Annotated in this window: 15 protein-coding genes and 1 pseudogene; 13 read left to right on the plus strand and 3 right to left on the minus strand. The window is 65.2% G+C overall.

Annotated elements, in window-relative coordinates; translation table 11 throughout:
• The 6 genes and pseudogenes from VF662_RS03320 to VF662_RS03345 all read left to right on the plus strand — a co-directional run.
• On the plus strand, nt 1-937 hold a 937-nt coding region (locus tag VF662_RS03320), incomplete at its 5' end, for a DNA-directed RNA polymerase subunit alpha (protein WP_464137669.1).
• A gap of 335 nt (nt 938-1,272) precedes the next feature.
• On the plus strand, nt 1,273-1,563 hold the full coding sequence (locus VF662_RS03325) for an XRE family transcriptional regulator (RefSeq protein ID WP_464137670.1): 291 nt from the start codon (nt 1,273-1,275) through the stop codon (nt 1,561-1,563).
• A 98-nt stretch (nt 1,564-1,661) separates the two neighbouring features.
• Nucleotides 1,662-4,703 carry an HsdM family class I SAM-dependent methyltransferase gene (locus tag VF662_RS03330; RefSeq protein WP_464137672.1) on the plus strand — a complete coding sequence of 1,014 codons (3,042 nt, stop codon included), beginning with the start codon at nt 1,662-1,664 and terminating at the stop codon, nt 4,701-4,703.
• Nucleotides 4,704-5,364: 661 nt separating this feature from the next.
• Nucleotides 5,365-5,495, plus strand: a pseudogene (locus tag VF662_RS03335) (DNA-directed RNA polymerase subunit alpha); the annotation flags it as partial.
• 761 nt (nt 5,496-6,256) lie between these two features.
• On the plus strand, nt 6,257-6,409 hold the full coding sequence (locus tag VF662_RS03340) for a hypothetical protein (RefSeq protein ID WP_464137674.1): 153 nt from the start codon (nt 6,257-6,259) through the stop codon (nt 6,407-6,409).
• A 13-nt stretch (nt 6,410-6,422) separates the two neighbouring features.
• The gene (locus tag VF662_RS03345) at nt 6,423-7,280 is read left to right on the plus strand and encodes a hypothetical protein (protein ID WP_464137676.1); all 858 of its coding nucleotides are present in this window, start codon (nt 6,423-6,425) and stop codon (nt 7,278-7,280) included.
• A 45-nt stretch (nt 7,281-7,325) separates the two neighbouring features.
• Here the strand turns inward: VF662_RS03345 and VF662_RS03350 are convergent, their stop codons facing one another.
• Both VF662_RS03350 and VF662_RS03355 read right to left on the minus strand, forming a co-directional pair.
• Entirely contained in the window at nt 7,326-7,604 is a 279-nt protein-coding gene (locus tag VF662_RS03350; RefSeq protein WP_464137678.1) for a hypothetical protein, read from the minus strand.
• Between the two features lie 255 nt (nt 7,605-7,859).
• Nucleotides 7,860-9,839, minus strand: a complete 1,980-nt coding sequence (locus VF662_RS03355) for a M13 family metallopeptidase (RefSeq protein WP_464137680.1) — start codon at nt 9,837-9,839, stop codon at nt 7,860-7,862.
• Between the two features lie 168 nt (nt 9,840-10,007).
• On the opposite strand from VF662_RS03355, the gene VF662_RS03360 reads away from it, so the two are divergent.
• The 7 genes from VF662_RS03360 (at nt 10,008) to VF662_RS03390 (ending at nt 15,082) form a co-directional block, all read left to right on the plus strand.
• The gene (locus tag VF662_RS03360; protein ID WP_464137682.1) at nt 10,008-10,457 is read left to right on the plus strand and encodes a DMT family transporter; all 450 of its coding nucleotides are present in this window, start codon (nt 10,008-10,010) and stop codon (nt 10,455-10,457) included.
• Between the two features lie 99 nt (nt 10,458-10,556).
• On the plus strand, nt 10,557-11,294 hold the full coding sequence (locus tag VF662_RS03365; RefSeq protein ID WP_464137684.1) for a hypothetical protein: 738 nt from the start codon (nt 10,557-10,559) through the stop codon (nt 11,292-11,294).
• Complete coding sequence (locus VF662_RS03370) at nt 11,291-12,610, plus strand: terminase large subunit domain-containing protein (protein WP_464137686.1); 1,320 nt, start codon at nt 11,291-11,293, stop codon at nt 12,608-12,610. The genes VF662_RS03365 and VF662_RS03370 overlap by 4 nt, the downstream gene beginning before the upstream one ends.
• A 79-nt stretch (nt 12,611-12,689) precedes the next feature.
• Nucleotides 12,690-12,899 carry a hypothetical protein gene (locus tag VF662_RS03375; RefSeq protein WP_464137688.1) on the plus strand — a complete coding sequence of 70 codons (210 nt, stop codon included), beginning with the start codon at nt 12,690-12,692 and terminating at the stop codon, nt 12,897-12,899.
• An 18-nt stretch (nt 12,900-12,917) separates the two neighbouring features.
• Nucleotides 12,918-13,109, plus strand: a complete 192-nt coding sequence (locus VF662_RS03380) for a hypothetical protein (RefSeq protein WP_464137690.1) — start codon at nt 12,918-12,920, stop codon at nt 13,107-13,109.
• 94 nt (nt 13,110-13,203) lie between these two features.
• Complete coding sequence (locus tag VF662_RS03385; protein WP_464137692.1) at nt 13,204-14,523, plus strand: dicarboxylate/amino acid:cation symporter; 1,320 nt, start codon at nt 13,204-13,206, stop codon at nt 14,521-14,523.
• Between the two features lie 4 nt (nt 14,524-14,527).
• Complete coding sequence (locus VF662_RS03390; protein ID WP_464137694.1) at nt 14,528-15,082, plus strand: hypothetical protein; 555 nt, start codon at nt 14,528-14,530, stop codon at nt 15,080-15,082.
• 21 nt (nt 15,083-15,103) lie between these two features.
• Here the strand turns inward: VF662_RS03390 and VF662_RS03395 are convergent, their stop codons facing one another.
• Nucleotides 15,104-15,325, minus strand: a complete 222-nt coding sequence (locus VF662_RS03395) for a hypothetical protein (RefSeq protein ID WP_464137695.1) — start codon at nt 15,323-15,325, stop codon at nt 15,104-15,106.
• Between the last annotated feature and the right edge of the window lie 176 nt (nt 15,326-15,501).

A 15,501-nucleotide genomic window follows, 5' to 3' on the forward strand; every position in this document is an offset into this window, starting at 1 on the left:
GACGCTCGGCAACTCGCTGCGCCGCGTGCTTCTGTCCTCGCTCCAGGGCGCCGCGGTCACCTCGATGCGGATCGAAGGCGTGCTGCACGAATTCTCGTCGCTCGCCGGCGTCCGCGAAGACGTGACCGACATCGTCTTGAATGTGAAGCAGATCGCCCTCCGAATGGAAGGCGACCAGCCCAAGCGTCTGGCGCTCAGCGCCACCGGCCCCGGCGAAGTCACCGCCGGCCAGATCGCGACCACGGGCGACATCGAGGTGATGAACCCCGATCTCGTCATCTGTCACCTCGACGAGGGTGCGACGCTCAACATGGAGCTCACCGCCGAAGTCGGCAAAGGCTACGTCCCCGCCGCCAACAACCGCCCGGTCGACGCTCCGATCGGCCTCGTGCCGGTGGACGCGCTCTACTCACCCGTGCGCCAGGTCAGCTACAAGGTCGAGAACACCCGCGTCGGCCAGGAGCTCGATTATGACAAGCTGACTCTGACCGTCGAGACCGACGGCACGATCACTCCGGACGACGCATTGGCTTATGCCGCGCGCATCCTCCAGGACCAGCTGCAGCTCTTCGTCCACTTCGACGAGGGCATGGTGACCGTCCCGACCATGGCCGGAATGGCCGCGGCGCCGAGCGTCGACACCGAGGCCGACGCCAACCAGCTGAACCGCTACCTTTTGAAGAAGGTGGACGAGCTGGAACTGTCGGTGCGCAGCGCCAACTGCCTCAAGAACGACAACATCATCTACATCGGCGACCTCGTCGGGAAGACGGAGGCCGAGATGCTCCGCACGCCGAACTTCGGCCGCAAGTCGCTGAACGAGATCAAGGAAGTGCTCTCGAGCATGGGCCTTCGTCTCGGCATGGACATCCCCGGCTGGCCGCCCGAGAATATCGAGGAAATGGCCAAGAAGCTCGAACAGGAGATGATGGGGTGATTGCATAGGATCAGTCCGGGGGGACTGATCCGGCGCAATCACCGCCCGGCGAAGCTTCAGCTTCGACGGGGGCGGGAAATCGACGGCACTGGTTTTCGAAAGGGGTCGCTGCGGCGGCCCCTTTTTGCCTTGGGGGGCACCCGAAGACTGCCACCGGCCTCTTCGGCGGGCACAGATTGATCCGAATATCAGCAGGCAATGCGGGGCATTGCTGGCCAGCCGATTGGGTGACGCCAATGCAACTGGAGCGCGGATCCTAACAGTTAGAGCTTGGGGGCGCTGTTTCACAGCTTTTCCTGTGGTTTGCACATTAAATTCTGTGCAATGATGTGGCAATGAGATATTCCGACTTTCTGACCGAGCTCCACGGAAGCGATCTCACTGTGCGTGCCTTTGCCCAGATCGTTGGCAGGAACCCAAACTCAGTGTCGAATTATGCCCAGAAGGGTGAGGTGCCGGACCACCTCGCGCTGATCGCCGTCCTCATCGGCGAGTTGTGGCGGCACGGCATTGATTATGGGGCCACTCTCGACCGTGTTAATCCCGTGAGAAAGAAGCCGCGCGGCCGAGCCCGGACCGGCCGCTTTGGAGGAGACCCTCAAGAGGTGCTGGATCTCGAGTCATGAGCGACTCGGCGCCGCTCATGTTAGATGAGGTCGCAGCGGTTCTTGGCTGGCCAGCGCCCGCAGACATACGCGAACCCCCAGGAGCCGGTGCGGCGGTCATGGCCGAACTCGTGCGCGAGAAGATCGGCCGTGCCTTGCGGCTGCTTAACGTGGGCGATCCTATCGTTGGCGTTTTGCTCGGTGATCCCGCGGGTCAGGGGACTGAGCCGGCTCTAGGGGTCGTCGTCGAGTTCTCCGCGTCACCAGAGCAGCATGTGCTGCGGGAGCTCCACAAGCTGGCATGGAATTTTTCGCGTAGTCCGACCTTGATCACTGTTGAACCCGGCCTACTGCGTGTCTGGACCTGCTGCGAACCGCCAGACGATAATCGACCTGTCACTGGTTTCGTGGTGCACGAAATTCCCGCGAGGGATCTGCGCGGGGATCCGCGGCTGGTGCTGGAGAACGGGCTGGTCAACGCCCTTCACTGGATCAACCTGGTCTCAGGCCATTTCTTCGTCGAGCGGGAAGAGCGATTCAGGCGCGACGGCCGCGCCGACCAGACCCTGCTTCGCAACCTGCGCAGTCTCAGGGAGGAGCTGATGCGGGCGGGAATGACAGATGACGACATCTGTCACGACCTGCTCGCGCGCGTCATCTTCGTCCAATTCCTGTTCGACCGCCGCGACGCGGACGGGACGGCGGCCCTCAATCCCAACCAGCTGAAGCGGTTGTACGCTGAACAGGTCTTGTCCCGGCCATTCACCAGTCTGGCGGAGATCCTGGGAAGTTACGAAGATACCTACCGGCTCTTCGACTGGCTCAATACCAAGTTCAATGGCGATCTGTTTCCGGCAAAAGGGGACTTGCCGGAGGACCGCGCAGCGGGCTGGGCGCGGGAACGGGAGGTGGTGCGGCCTGAGCACCTGTGCCTCCTCGCGGATTTCGTCAGGGGCGATCTCGACCTAGGCACCGGTCAGGGGTGGTTGTGGCAGCATTATTCGTTCGACGTGATCCCGCTCGAATTCATCAGCAGCATCTATGAGACCTTCGTGGCAGACCGGGCTGCGAAGGACGGGGTGTTCTATACGCCGCCGCACCTCGTCGACTTCGTGCTGGACCGCGTCCTGCCGTGGAACGGTGTCGAATGGGATCTGAGCGTGCTCGACCCATCCTGCGGCTCGGGGATTTTTCTCGTCAAAGCCTTTCAACGGCTCATCCACCGCTGGAAGCGGGCTCACCCAGGTGCCTTGGTCAAGGCAGAGACGCTGCGCAGGATGCTCGAGAAGAACCTTTTCGGCGTGGACATCGATCGCCATGCGGTCCGAGTCGCCTGCTTCAGCCTCTACCTCGCGATGTGCGACGAGATTGAGCCGCGCCACTATTGGACGAAGGTCGTTTTTCCAGCGATGCGGGGTCGGCGGTTGATTTGCTCCGACTTTTTCGCCGAAGGTTCGCCGAGCTTCAGCTCGCGGGTCAACGGCAGTCGCTACGACCTCATCATCGGCAACGCGCCTTGGGGGGATAATGTCGTCACGCCGGCCGCCGTGGATTGGGCGCACTCGCAAAAACCGTGCTGGACCATCGCCAATAAGGACATAGGTACGCTCTTCTTGGCGAAGGGAGGCAGCCTCCTTCGAAAGTGTGGCCGTCTCGCCATGATCCAGTCGGCGAATGCCATGCTGTTCAACTCGGCTCCGAAGGCGCGGGCGGCGCAAGGCGAACTCTTGTCTAGATATGGCATAGAAGCGATCTACAATTTGTCCGCGCTACGTTTCGAGGTATTCCGGCGCAAGTCGCACACGACGAAGACCTCAATCGCGCCCACCTGCGTAGTAATCATGAACCCGGAGCCAGCGGCCTCCGACGCCATCATCGCTTATGTAAGTCCGAAAACTCTCCGTCCGCTCGACGAATTCGTGATCGCAATCGAACACGGAGACCGCAACTCTGTGACAGTGGACGAGGCGCGCAGGAGCCCGTCCGTTTGGTCGACCCTCATGTGGGGTTCGCGCCGAGATCGAGTGCTACTGGAGAGGTTGCGCAGGCAGCCAACCCTCAATCGTGCGGCCGACGAAGGTAAGGTCATCAAGCGACAGGGGATACGCGCGGGCGATCAGCAGAAACTCGACGTGCGGCTCGCCGATCGACGGCTTTTTCAGGAGAAGGAGTTCCCCCAGGACAAGCCGTTCTACATCGATGCTTCAAGCTTGCCGCTGGCGGGCGCCATAAAAATCCACTCGCGGGAATCGAGCGATCTGCGAGCGTTCGAATTGCCGCAATTGCTCCTCAAACAGGGGTGGCAGCAAGGCGCCAAAGGCTTTCAGGCGCGGCTCGTTCGATCCAAGGATCGCTCGGGCGTGATCTGCTCGGCGAGCTATGTCAGCGTTCACGGCGACCGATCGCTGCTCAACAAGGCGTGCGCCGTCTACAACAGCAAAGTCGCGACATATTTCCTGAAACTGACCAGTGGGAGGCTCGCCGCCTACAGGCCCGCCGTCCTTGTCCACCAACTCCTCGACGTCCCGCTGCCCGAAGAGGAACTGCCGCCTCTGGAAACGATTGAACCGGCCGCCCTTGACGACGCCATCATGGACGGGTTCGCGCTCAAGGATGCCGAGCGCGTGCTCATCGACGATCTGATCACTTACACGCTTGCCGATTTCCAGGGAGACCACCGGTCTCCCGGCCGGCAGTCCACCCTCGACGGCAGCGCCGATGGTTCGGAACCGATTCTCTCCCAGTATTGTGAGTATTTCGCGCGGGTCCTGCGCGCGGGTTTTGGGCCGCGAAAAGGAATCGCCGCGACGATCTTCCAGCCCCCGTCTTCACGCGCAATGGCCCACCGTGTTGTCGCCTTCGAGCTAACGAAATCGGGGGAGGTGTCACTCCGGTGCCGTGCCATGGATCAGGCGGCGCTGCTTTTGGAGATCGATAGGCTCAGTCGGGCAAGCAGGCCATCCAACGGGGGGACCGCACTGCTTTATAATGAGGAGACGTTGCGCATCTACGACGGGTCCAGCGGGCAGGCCGTGATTTACATCGTGAAGCCCGACCGTGTGCGATACTGGACGCGAACGGCGGCTCTCAACGACGCAGATGAAGTCGCCGCGGACTTGTTCAGCTGGCAAGACGCCGAAGCGTCCGTCGGTCGGCCGTAATAGCCGTGACGGCGCGATCTCCCTGCGATCCTGCGTTCATTGCTCTGGCGCGCGGTTGGATGGAGCGGCCTGAGGAGACCTTCCTTGGGCTCATTTGGGCAGGCTATGACTCATTACGACGCGAGCAGCCGCATATCGACACAGCCGACCTGGAGCGAAGTATTACCCAATTGCTGGAGCCGCGGATGAAGGACGCCATGACAGGTGATGAGCCCTTCTATCTCCAGCACGGTCCGTTCGAGCGTGAGACCAAGGCGCCCTCGCCGGCCCAACCGCCCGAATATGATCTCGCTTTCATCTTACGGGCGGAAGAACGGATAATGTGGCCGCTGGAAGCCAAGGTATTGGAGACCCCCCGCTCCCTCGCTGCCTACGTCCGTGACGTGCGTCAGGAGTTTCTAACTTGCAGATATGCCCCCTTCGCGAATTCGGGTGCCATGATCGGCTACCTTCTGAGTGGCACGGCTGAGAACGCTCTCCAACACATAGTCCGAAGCCTCGGGTGCGCTCTTGAGGCCGTGCCCACCTTCGAAGGCCGCCCCAACCGCGTTTCCGCGCACAGCCGCACTGTTCCACCGGGGAAGGCGTACCCCAACACCTTCAGGTGCTACCATCTTATCTTGGAGTTTCCAGGTCTCAAGCGAACTGCTGCAGCTGCTTAACCTTCGTCGCCGAGCCGCTCGAGCGCGGTTTCGGCTGACGCTCGGCAACTCGCTGCGCCGCGTGCTTCTGTCCTCGCTCCAGGGCGCTGCGGTCACCTCGATGCGGATCGAAGGCGTGCTGCACGAATTCCTGTTCCCGCTCGCTGCGGCTATTCAGATGCGCCGGGATACATCGGAGTGATCCGAGTTAGAAAAAGGACGCGAAGAGGCGGGGGTGCCGCCGGCGGTAGTCCGCCAGGCGGATGCGGTCTCTATCCGGGAGGGAGGCGAACAGTGCAGCCAGCCGCTTATGCCGCGCCGCATCCCTCCGTTGATCGAAGGACCGTACCCTCTGCGCCAAAGGTTCAGCGGCGGCTCTATTGTCGCCGGGCCGGGACAGAACCTGCCAAAGCTCATCTTCTGCACGCCTGTCAGGATCGGCTGAAAAGGTTCGGATTTCTTCGATCAGGCCCTGGGCCAGGTGGCGTTCCAAAATGGCAGCTCCCTCCGTGCTGAGGCCTGCCTCCCGCGCAAGGGACTGCGCCACGCTCCTTATACGGACAAGAGCTTGAGGCGTCTCGACGGGCGCCCTTAACACCGGTGGTGACGACGTCTGCGGCTGCGGAACGACCTTCGGAACATCGACTGCGGCCAAGAGCATATAAAGGATCATCCGGAGGCCCCTTTTCGGCGGAATAGAGCCGGCGGCAGCCGCAGATGGGGCGACTGCCGCCGACAGTGATTGTTATCTGTTGGAATTCACGGCTTTCCAATTCCCCCTCAGCCCCAGGCTAATGGAGGGTGCTTCAGCTCTTCAATGCCGGTGGTTTACCGTATTGACCGCAGCGAACAGGCGGTTCAGCAGCTGACGCTGGGGAGCCGCTCCGTGCGATCACGGGCGAGATTAAGGGGATGAACGCCGATCTCGTCATCCGCCGCCTCGACGAGGGCGCGACGCTCGACATTGAGCTCACCGCCGGAGATTGCGGACTGCCAATCAAGCGCAGGCGAGAGGTTGTTTCCTTGTTGAATAGCGTGGGCGAGTGGATTTCAAGCTGGTTCTGAGTGCGCCTGGAATATGAAGGTCTTGAAGTTGATTGCGCTGATATTTCTGGTGGCAGCTGCGGCGATCGTCGCAGCTGCCATGATTTATGGCCGCAGGGCGCCTGCCTTACCGGCCGATAGCTCTGCGTTCCTTTTCAAGAAGGGCATGCTTTGGGCTTCGGTCGACGGCCGGGCCGCTGCATTGATCGACAGCGGAACCTCGAGGTCCGTCTTCCCGAAAGACTGGAGTACTCTCGGAGAGGCAGAAGGGAGCCAGAGGATTTCCACCCCTCTTGGGGAAAGCCGGCTCCCCGTGCGCCGAATGCGGCCTTCGAAGATCGGAGGGATAGCCTTCGAGGGCAGCGTATTCGCCGGCGACGTGCCTTACCCCATAATCGGGAACGATTTCATATTCAGTAAGGGCAACGTGCTCTTCTCGCGCACGGGCCTTGAGTTCGACGTCAGCTACGCGCCGGAAGATGCGATAGCATGTGTGCCGTTGGTCATAGGCTATTCGGGTAATACGACCAGCTCGCCGGTTGAAAGCATCCACCTGCTTCTGGAAATCGACGGTGCTCAACAGAAGGTATATTTCGATACCGGTATGGCTGCGGCCCTGATGGCTACCGCTTCGGCGCCGCAGTCGCCCACCAAGTTGTTCCCGAGGCTGGATCTACAGCATAATTCGTTCGGGAAATGGGCCCTCGCCGCCTATTTTTACCGGGAGGCTTCGCTTTCGCTGGGAGATCGGTCGAAGTCGTTGCCATACAGGCATTATTATACGGATAATTCCTGGGAAGTTCCCTTCGTGATGGGCGCGGGCATCCTCAAGGAATATTCGATCGTGTTCGAACCCCGGAAAGGCCGCGCCTGCTTCTACGAACCGCGATGACCCGCTCTCGCCAGCTCGCGGCGGGGTGCGTTGACGGCGGCCGGATCAGAAGGAAGAGACTTTCCGCCATTTGCGGCGAAGTGGCGCCTCGTTCAGCACCGCGGCCAGCTGGAGCCGGTCGCCGGGTTTCGGGCTGACCTCCTTTGGAAGCCGGATCTGGAAGCTCTCCCCCTGTTCGATCTCGATGCGCCACGTCTCGACGATGGAAATCTTGAGGTGGTGGTGGCGCAGCCTGCGCTCTTCGTGGCTCATCTTTGCCACCGCCCTGAGGGTCACTGTGACGTTGAACCACCCCGGCCGGCCGACGGCGACCACCTCGAACATCTCCGATCTCCCGTCCGGCGGCGAATCCGGCGCCGGAGCGGGAGCGATATCATTTTGTTGGGAGCCGGGCGCTCCTGATCAGGGCTTGGGCCCAGCGTCGCCTGGGGCCGCCTTCACGGCAGTGATCTTCGAGATCATGTCGCGCCAGATCGCGTCTTGGGCGCCGATGAGTTCATTCGTGGCGGGGAGGCTCATCACCGAGGCGTGGCCGGCGAAAGCCGGCGGCAGGTGCGGATCGGAAGCGTCAGGATCTCGTCACCAGATGTGGACGCGCTCCTCAGGCGGCAGATAGAGACGGTCGCCGGGTTTCGCGCCGAACGCCCGGTACCATGCGTCGACGTTGCGAACGGAGCCGTTGGCGCGGTACTTGCCGGGGCTGTGGGGATCGACGACGACGATCTGCCGCAGCCGATCGGGCCTGCTCTTCTCGCGCCAGGCCTGGGCGAAATAGACGAAGAAGCGCTGGTCTCCGGTCATGCCGTCGATCACCGGCGGCTCGCCGTTCCGGGCGACGTAGCGGCGCCAGGCGGCATAGGCCATTTCAAGGCCGCCGAGATCGCCGATATTCTCGCCCAGCGTCAGCTTGCCGTTGAGCTTGACCCCCGGCACCGCCTCGTAGCTCCCATATTGCTCCACCAGCCTTGCAGTGCGCGCTTCGAAGGCCTTGGCCGCCGCCTCGGTCCACCAGTCGCGCATCTCGCCGCGCTGGTCGAAGCGGCGACCCTGATCGTCGAACGCGTGGCCGATCTCATGGCCGATGATCCCGCCGATGCCGGCGTAATTGGCGGCCGGGTCTCCTTCCGGATCGAAGTAAGGCGGCTGCAGGAACCCGGCGAGGATCCGCATCCGGTTCTCGTAGGAGCTATAATAGGCGTTCACCATCTGCGGAGGGGCGAACCAATAATCGGTGGTCACCGGCTTGCCGATCCGGGCCGCATCCCACGCCCAGTAGAAGCGTTCGAGACGATCCTTGTTGCCGAGCGGATCGGAGGGGCTGATCCGAACGGGAGAATAATCGATATACTTCTTGGGTGCGCCCACCTCCCTGCCGAGGCCGGCAAGCTTGGCGAGGGCGGCGGCCCGGGTCGGCTCGTCCATCCAGCTGTTGGCCTTCAGCCGCTCCTCGAACGAAGCGACGATGTCCGCCACCAGCTGCTCGGCCTTGGCGCGCGCCGCCGGTGGGAGGTGGCGCGCGACGTAGAGCTGACCGACCGTGTCGCCGAGGCCATCGTTCAGAAGGCGCACCGCGCGCTGCCACATCGGCGGCGGCTGCTCGATGCCGCGGAGGGTGCGCTGCCGGAAGTCGAAATTGGCGCGGTCGAAGCTCTCGCTGAGATAGGGCGCGGCCTCATCGATGCGGCGGAGCGTCATCCAGTCCTTCCAGGCCGCGAGCGGCTGATCGCGCAGGAGGCGATCGAGCGCAGCGATGGCAGTCGGCGGATTGACGATCACGGTCGAGGGCGAACCGGCGCCCATGCGCCGAAGGAAGGCGGGAAAGCCGAAGGCGGGCGCAAGCTTGTCGAGCTCTGCCACCGTCATCGGATTGATCGTCTGCTTCTGGTCGCGCAGCCGCACGCGTTCCCAGAATACCCGAGCGATCGCCGTCTCGAGGGCGATGATGCGGTCGGCGCGCGCCTCGCCCTCGGGAAGCCCGGCAAGCTTGGAAAGGCGGACGAGGTAGGCGCGGTAGGCCGTCCGGTACCCGGCCATCTTGGCGTCGGCGGAAAGATAATATTCACGGTCCGGCAGGCCGAGCGTCCCCTGGCTGAGGAAGAGGGCGTAGTGGACCGGATCCTTTGGGTTCGGCGCGACGTAGAAGGAGAGAGGAGAGGGCATCGCCCGGTCCTCGAACAGCCGCACGAGATCTGCTGCCGAGCGAGCCGCCGCGATCCTCGCAAGGCCGGGCTTCAGCGGCGAAGCGCCCGCATTGCTGCGCGCGCCCATGTCGAGGTAGGCGCGATAATAGTCCCGCACCTGCCGCTCGGCCGGACTGGTGCCGCCGCTCTCGGCAATGGCGCGCACGCGGCTCTCCATCACGTCGTCGAGGATCCAGGCGCCGCCATAAGTGTGCTTGTCGGCCGGGATTGGAGTCGCCTTGTCCCAGCCGCCATTGGCGAACGACCAGAAATCGTCGCCCGGCCTGATCGAAGTGTCCATGCCGGGCCGGTCGATCGCCGGTCCGCCTTGCGCGGGCGCCGCCACTGCCAGAAGCATGCCCAAGACGAAGTCGCGCATCTTCCCCCTCCCGCTAAGCCACGCAAGGAAACGCCAAGTCGCGCCGCACGTCAAGCAACGGCCGTCAGGAGAGGCGGTGGCTGCCGCACCAGAGGGCGGCGAGGCCTTGCGCGCACTTCAACGGCGGCTAGGCGGGGCGGGTGCTGAAGCTTGGAAGAGGGTGAGCCGATGAACCCGGGGATTTTGCTGCCGATGCTGCTGGTGCTGCTGGCGGGCGGGATGATCGCTTTGCAGGCGCCGACCAATGTGATGCTGGCGAAGGCGGGCGGGTCGCCGGTGCTTGCGGCTTTGATCTCGTTCGCGGTCGGTACGGCGACCTTGCTCGGCGTGTGGCTGGCGAGCGGGAACCGGCCGGCGCCTTCGGCCTTCGGGGCGCTGCCCTGGTATGCCTGGATCGGCGGGGTTTACGGCGCCGTCTATGTCGGGGTCGCGGCCTTCGCTGCGCCGCGCATCGGCCTCGCCTCGCTGATCACGATCGGGATTGCGGGGCAGGTGGCGATGGCGCTGTGGCTCGACCATATCGGAGCGCTCGGGCTGCCGCGGGAGCCGGTGAGCCTTGCCCGGGCCGGAGGCGCGCTGCTGGTGATCGCCGGAGTGGTGCTCGTGCGGCGGGGATAGAACCGCATCGGTAAATTCGCTTGACAGCGTGACGCTGATCTGGCACTTACATTCCAAGCTGGAGTCGCGCGTCTGAGGCGCGGCGGGCGGGGATCTTACATGGCGAAGAAGTCGAAGGCGGCGCCGCTCTGGCGGGCGCCTTTTTTGCGTGCGCTGAGGCGGACGGGGAATGCGCGGGCGTCGGCGCGGGAGGCGGGGGTGGATCATGGGACGCCGTACAATCACCGGCTGAAGGACAAGAGGTTTGCCGGGCAGTGGGAGCGGGCTTTGGCGAAGAGGAAGAGCGCGCCGGTGCGGGCGAAGGGCCCCCTCCACCAGCCTACGGCTGGTCCCCCTCCCCGTCCCGGGGAGGAGCTGGTCGTTCGCATCTCGAAGCGGAGCGGGGCGCAGCTGGTGAAGGCGGGGAAGGGGCGGTGGTCGGCGAAGGCGGAGCGGGCGTTCCTCGCAAGCCTCGGCGAGACCGGGTGCATCCGGCGGGCGGCGCGGGCGGCGGGCTTTTCGACGACCGCGATCCATAACCGGCTGAACAATTATCCCGGCTTTGCCGAGGCGGCGCAGGCGGCGATCCGCCAGGCCAGGGCGGACCTCGAATCGATGGTGCTGAGCGCCGGGATTGCCACCTTCGATCCGGCGGCGGCGGACGAGGACGACACGCGGCCGCGGGTGACGGTGGCGGAGGCGATCGCCTTCCTGAAGCTCAATCCCTCGGCCAAGGGGGCGGGAGCGGCGAAGGCGATTGAGGAGCCCAGCATCGAAGAGGTGCGCGACGAGGTGCTGCGGCGGATCGCGGCGATCAAGCGGCACCGGGAAGGCGGCGGCGGGGAGGCGGAGGCGTGAAGCCGGGGCAGGAAGCGCTGGAAGAGCTGCTGGTGCTGCCCGACGCGGAGATCGAGCGGATCGTGCGCGCGCTGGGCGACGGGGGCTTGCTCCGGTTCGCCGGCGACTGGCCGGCCTGGTCGCACGCGGGGCAGGAGGAGCCCGGGGGCGACTGGCGGGTGTGGGTGATGCTCGCCGGGCGCGGCTTCGGCAAGACCCGGGCGGGGGCGGAATGGGTGGGCCAGTTCGCGCGCGAGCATCCGGGCGCTGCGATCGCTTTGGTTGCGGCGACGGCGGACGAGGCCCGGCGAGTGATGATCGAGGGTCCGTCGGGGCTGCTCGCGGCGGCTCGGGCGGGGGAGCGGAGCCGGATGCGCTGGGAGCCGAGCCTGAGGCGCCTCCGCTTCGCGAGCGGGGCCGAGGCGTTCGTCTATTCGGGCGCGCACCCGGACGCCCTGCGCGGGCCGCAGCATCATATCGCCTGGTGCGACGAGCTCGCGAAATGGGAGAAGCCGGAGGAGAGCTGGACCAATTTGCAGCTCGGGCTTCGCTGCGGGGAGCGGCCGCGGGCGCTGGTGACGACCACTCCGCGGCCGCTCAAGGCGCTGGTTGCGATCCTGGGCGAAGAGGGCGTGGTGAGGACCGGCGGCTCGACGGGCAAGAACCCGCATCTGCCGGGCGCCTTCGTGAGCGCGATGGAGCGGCAGCACCGGGGCACGCGGCTTGGGCGGCAGGAGCTGGACGGGGAGCTGATCGAGGATCTGGAAGGGGCGCTGTTTTCGCGGGAGCTGCTGGCGGCGAGCCGGTGCCTTCCGCCGGCGCGGGAGCTCGGCGGGGCGGTCGTGATCGGCGTCGATCCGCCGGCTTCGGCGGGCGGGACGTGCGGCATCGTCGCGTGCGGGATGGGGCGGGACGGCATCGCCTGTGTGCTTGGCGATGATAGCGAAGGCGGGCTTTCGCCCGAAGGATGGGCGCGCAAGGTCGCGGCGGCGGCGGAGCGGCACGGTGCGACGAAGGTGGTCGCGGAGGCGAACAATGGCGGGGCGATGGTGGAGGCGGTGCTGAAGGGGGCGGGGCTGGCGGTGAGGTTGAAGCTCGTCCACGCCAGCGAAGGGAAGGTGGCAAGGGCGGCGCCGGTCTCGGCCCTGTTCGAGAGCGGAAAGGCGAAGCTGGCGGGGCGGTTTCCGGCGCTCGAGGACGAGCTTGCCGGGCTCAGATGGGCGGGCGACTATCAGGGGCCGGGCCGAAGCCCCGACCGCGCCGATGCGATGGTGTGGGCGATGACCGAGCTGATGCTCGGGCCGGCGCGGGCGGAGCCGCGGGTGCGGCTGCTTTGAGAGCGGCTCCGCCAACCGGAAAATGCATAATATAGATCAATGGGCGCAACCGCTTAGCGGCGGCGCGCATTCTTGGTGCATGGCAAAGCATCATTCCCTCGCGCAAAGGTTCGGCGATTTCTGCTTCAGGCAGAGCTTCGCCGGCCAGGACCCTGAAACCATCCGGAGGCGCGTCGCCCAGAAGGCGCGGGCGGCGATCCGCCGCTCGATCGCGGCCGGCGTGAGCTCGCGGGGACGCCGCTCCGACTGGCCGTGGCTGGTGGGCATCGGCGATGCGCCGCAGACCTGAGCGACAGGCCGGAGATCCATGGGCAACATCATCGAACGCGCGTACGAGCTCGGCCGGACCGGCCAGTGCCGGAGCATCTCCGAGCTTGAAAAGCGGCTGAAGCGCGAAGGCTATTCGGCCGTCCAGGAGCATCTCGTCGGGCTCGGCCTCAGGCGCGAGATGCGGGCGATCTTCGCCGGCGTCCGGGCGCAGAAGCAGGTCGCCACCTAGGCCGACCGGAGCCGCGGAGATGGTCGACGTCCGGGCAGACGGCCCGGGCGCGGCGCGCTATGGATGAGCCGAAGCTGCGGCGACGGGGGACATCATGGCGAAGCGGCCGTTCTGGAGGACGCTCTACTTCCAGGTGCTGGTGGGGATCGCGCTCGGCGTGCTGACGGGCTGGGCGGCGCCTGCGTTGGGCGCGTCGCTGAAGCCGGTGGGCGATGCGTTCATCAAGCTCGTCAAGATGATCATCACGCCGGTGATCTTCCTCACCGTGACGACGGGCATCGCCGGAATGTCGGACCTGAAGGCGTTCGGGCGGGTGGGCGCCAAGGCGATGGCCTATTTCCTCACCTTCTCGACGCTCGCGCTGGCGGTGGGGCTGCTGGTCGCAAACCTGGTGCGGCCGGGGGAGGGGCTGAACGTCGATCCGGCGGCGCTCGACCAGGGGGCGGTCGCCTCGTACGTGTCGAAGGCGCACGAGCAGACGATCACCGGCTTCCTGCTCGCCATCATCCCCGACACCTTCTTCAGCGCCTTCACCTCGGGCCAGATCCTGCAGGTTCTGTTCGTCGCGATCCTGACCGGGATCGCGCTGGCGCTGCTTGGCGAGCGCGGCGAGCGGGTGCTTGGGACGTTTCGGGTCCTGACCGCTCTCGTGTTCCGGATCGTCCACATGCTGATGTATGCGGCGCCGATCGGGGCGTTCGGGGCGATGGCCTATACGATCGGGGCCTACGGGATCGGGACGCTCGCCAATTTGGCGGCGCTGGTGGCGACCTTCTACGCGACGTCGCTGCTGTTCGTGCTGGTGGTGCTCGGGCTGGTGGCGCGGGCGGCGGGCTTCTCGATCTTCGCTTTGATCCGGTACCTGAAGGAGGAGCTTCTGCTCGTCCTGGGCACGTCCAGTTCTGAAAGCGCGATGCCGCTGCTCATGGAAAAATTGGAGCGGGCGGGTTGCCCGAAGCCGATCGTGGGGCTGGTGGTCCCGACCGGATACAGCTTCAACCTCGACGGCACCAACATCTACATGTCGCTCGCCGCTTTGTTCATCGCGCAGGCGACGAACACCCCGCTCACCCTCGGCGACCAGCTGCTGCTGATGGCGGTTGCGATCCTGAGCTCGAAGGGCGCTGCGGGTGTGACTGGATCGGGGTTCATCGTGCTCGCGGCGACCCTGTCGGTGCTTCCCACCGTGCCGGTGGCGGGGATGGCTCTGATCCTGGGCGTCGACCGGTTCATGAGCGAATGCCGGTCGCTCACCAACTTCATCGGCAATGCGGTCGCGACGATCGTCGTCGCGCGGTGGGAGCGGGCGGTGGACGTCGGGCGGCTGCGCGCCGCTCTCGAGGGGCGGTTCGGGGAGCTCGAGGAAGCGGAAAGCGACGCGCTCCAGATCGACGGCAAAGGGGAGGAGCGGTAGGGCCATGGGAAACGTGCTCGTATTCGTCTCGATCGTGATCGGCCTCGGCGTGACGGACATCCTCGTCAGCCTGCACCGGCTGCTCCGGGCGCGGGCGAAGGTGCGGTGGGACTGGGCGGCTTTGGCGGTGGCCTTCCTGGTGCTCCTGACGATCGTCCAGATGTGGTGGACGATCGCTCAGCCGACGGCGAAATCGATGACGATCGGAGCGTTCCTGCCGATGCTGGTGGAGCTCGTGCTGCTGTTCCTGCTGGCCTCCGCGGTGCTTCCGGACTCGCTGCCGCCCGAGGGGATCGACCTCAAAGCCTATTATCACGACAATGGCGGCTATATCTGGACGCTGTTCGCCGCCGCCCTTGCCTGGCTGGTCGCGACCGATTTCGTCGTGACGGCGCCGCAGCTGGGCATCCGGGCCGCGCTGGGCCGCTCGGCCGAGGAATTCATCGTGCTGGCGGTGATGGTCTCGCTGATCTTCGTCCGCCGGCGCTGGTGGCACGCGATAGGCCTGTGCGTGCTCGCCGGCGGCCCGATCGGCTGGCTGTCGAGGAGCCTCAGCTGAAGCGCCGCCGGAGCGGAAGCCTCAGAGGCGGCAGATGCTGATCGTGACCGGCTCGAGGATCGGCTGCGGGCGCTCCCAGATGCGGACGCTTCCGGCGGTGGCCGAAAGGTCGACCTCCTCGAAGCGCTCGCCGTGGAGCGCGGCGCGGATGCGGCGCCATTCGCGCTGCACCGTCACCTGCATGAAGGATGCGCCGCCCAACAGGACCGCGACGAAGAACAAGCTGTAGGCAGCGTCGGCCATGGCCAAACCCTCTGAAAATTCAGGGATAAAACGCAGGCGGAGTCGCTGCTGTTCCCGCCCGTCCCAAATCGGGACCGGGGGTGAGTCTTTCGTGCAACAGTAAGCGAGGCTAGTCGGCGGCGGCGCTGAGCGCTCCGGCATAGGAGCGGAGGGTGTCGGCCGCGTGCGCGGCGTGG

It is taken from the genome of Allosphingosinicella sp., assembly GCF_036387215.1.
Lineage (GTDB): Bacteria > Pseudomonadota > Alphaproteobacteria > Sphingomonadales > Sphingomonadaceae > Allosphingosinicella.

Bases quoted from the DNA above. Each gene is read 5' to 3' on its own strand.
- VF662_RS03325 (WP_464137670.1), top strand. From the start codon at position 1,273: ATGAGATATTCCGACTTTCTGACCGAGCTCCACGGAAGCGATCTCACT.
- VF662_RS03330 (WP_464137672.1), top strand. From the start codon at position 1,662: ATGGCCGAACTCGTGCGCGAGAAGATCGGCCGTGCCTTGCGGCTGCTT.
- VF662_RS03340 (WP_464137674.1), top strand. From the start codon at position 6,257: ATGAACGCCGATCTCGTCATCCGCCGCCTCGACGAGGGCGCGACGCTC.
- VF662_RS03345 (WP_464137676.1), top strand. From the start codon at position 6,423: ATGAAGGTCTTGAAGTTGATTGCGCTGATATTTCTGGTGGCAGCTGCG.
- VF662_RS03350 (WP_464137678.1), bottom strand. From the start codon at position 7,604: ATGTTCGAGGTGGTCGCCGTCGGCCGGCCGGGGTGGTTCAACGTCACA.
- VF662_RS03355 (WP_464137680.1), bottom strand. From the start codon at position 9,839: ATGCGCGACTTCGTCTTGGGCATGCTTCTGGCAGTGGCGGCGCCCGCG.
- VF662_RS03360 (WP_464137682.1), top strand. From the start codon at position 10,008: ATGAACCCGGGGATTTTGCTGCCGATGCTGCTGGTGCTGCTGGCGGGC.
- VF662_RS03365 (WP_464137684.1), top strand. From the start codon at position 10,557: ATGGCGAAGAAGTCGAAGGCGGCGCCGCTCTGGCGGGCGCCTTTTTTG.
- VF662_RS03375 (WP_464137688.1), top strand. From the start codon at position 12,690: ATGGCAAAGCATCATTCCCTCGCGCAAAGGTTCGGCGATTTCTGCTTC.
- VF662_RS03380 (WP_464137690.1), top strand. From the start codon at position 12,918: ATGGGCAACATCATCGAACGCGCGTACGAGCTCGGCCGGACCGGCCAG.
- VF662_RS03385 (WP_464137692.1), top strand. From the start codon at position 13,204: ATGGCGAAGCGGCCGTTCTGGAGGACGCTCTACTTCCAGGTGCTGGTG.
- VF662_RS03390 (WP_464137694.1), top strand. From the start codon at position 14,528: ATGGGAAACGTGCTCGTATTCGTCTCGATCGTGATCGGCCTCGGCGTG.
- VF662_RS03395 (WP_464137695.1), bottom strand. From the start codon at position 15,325: ATGGCCGACGCTGCCTACAGCTTGTTCTTCGTCGCGGTCCTGTTGGGC.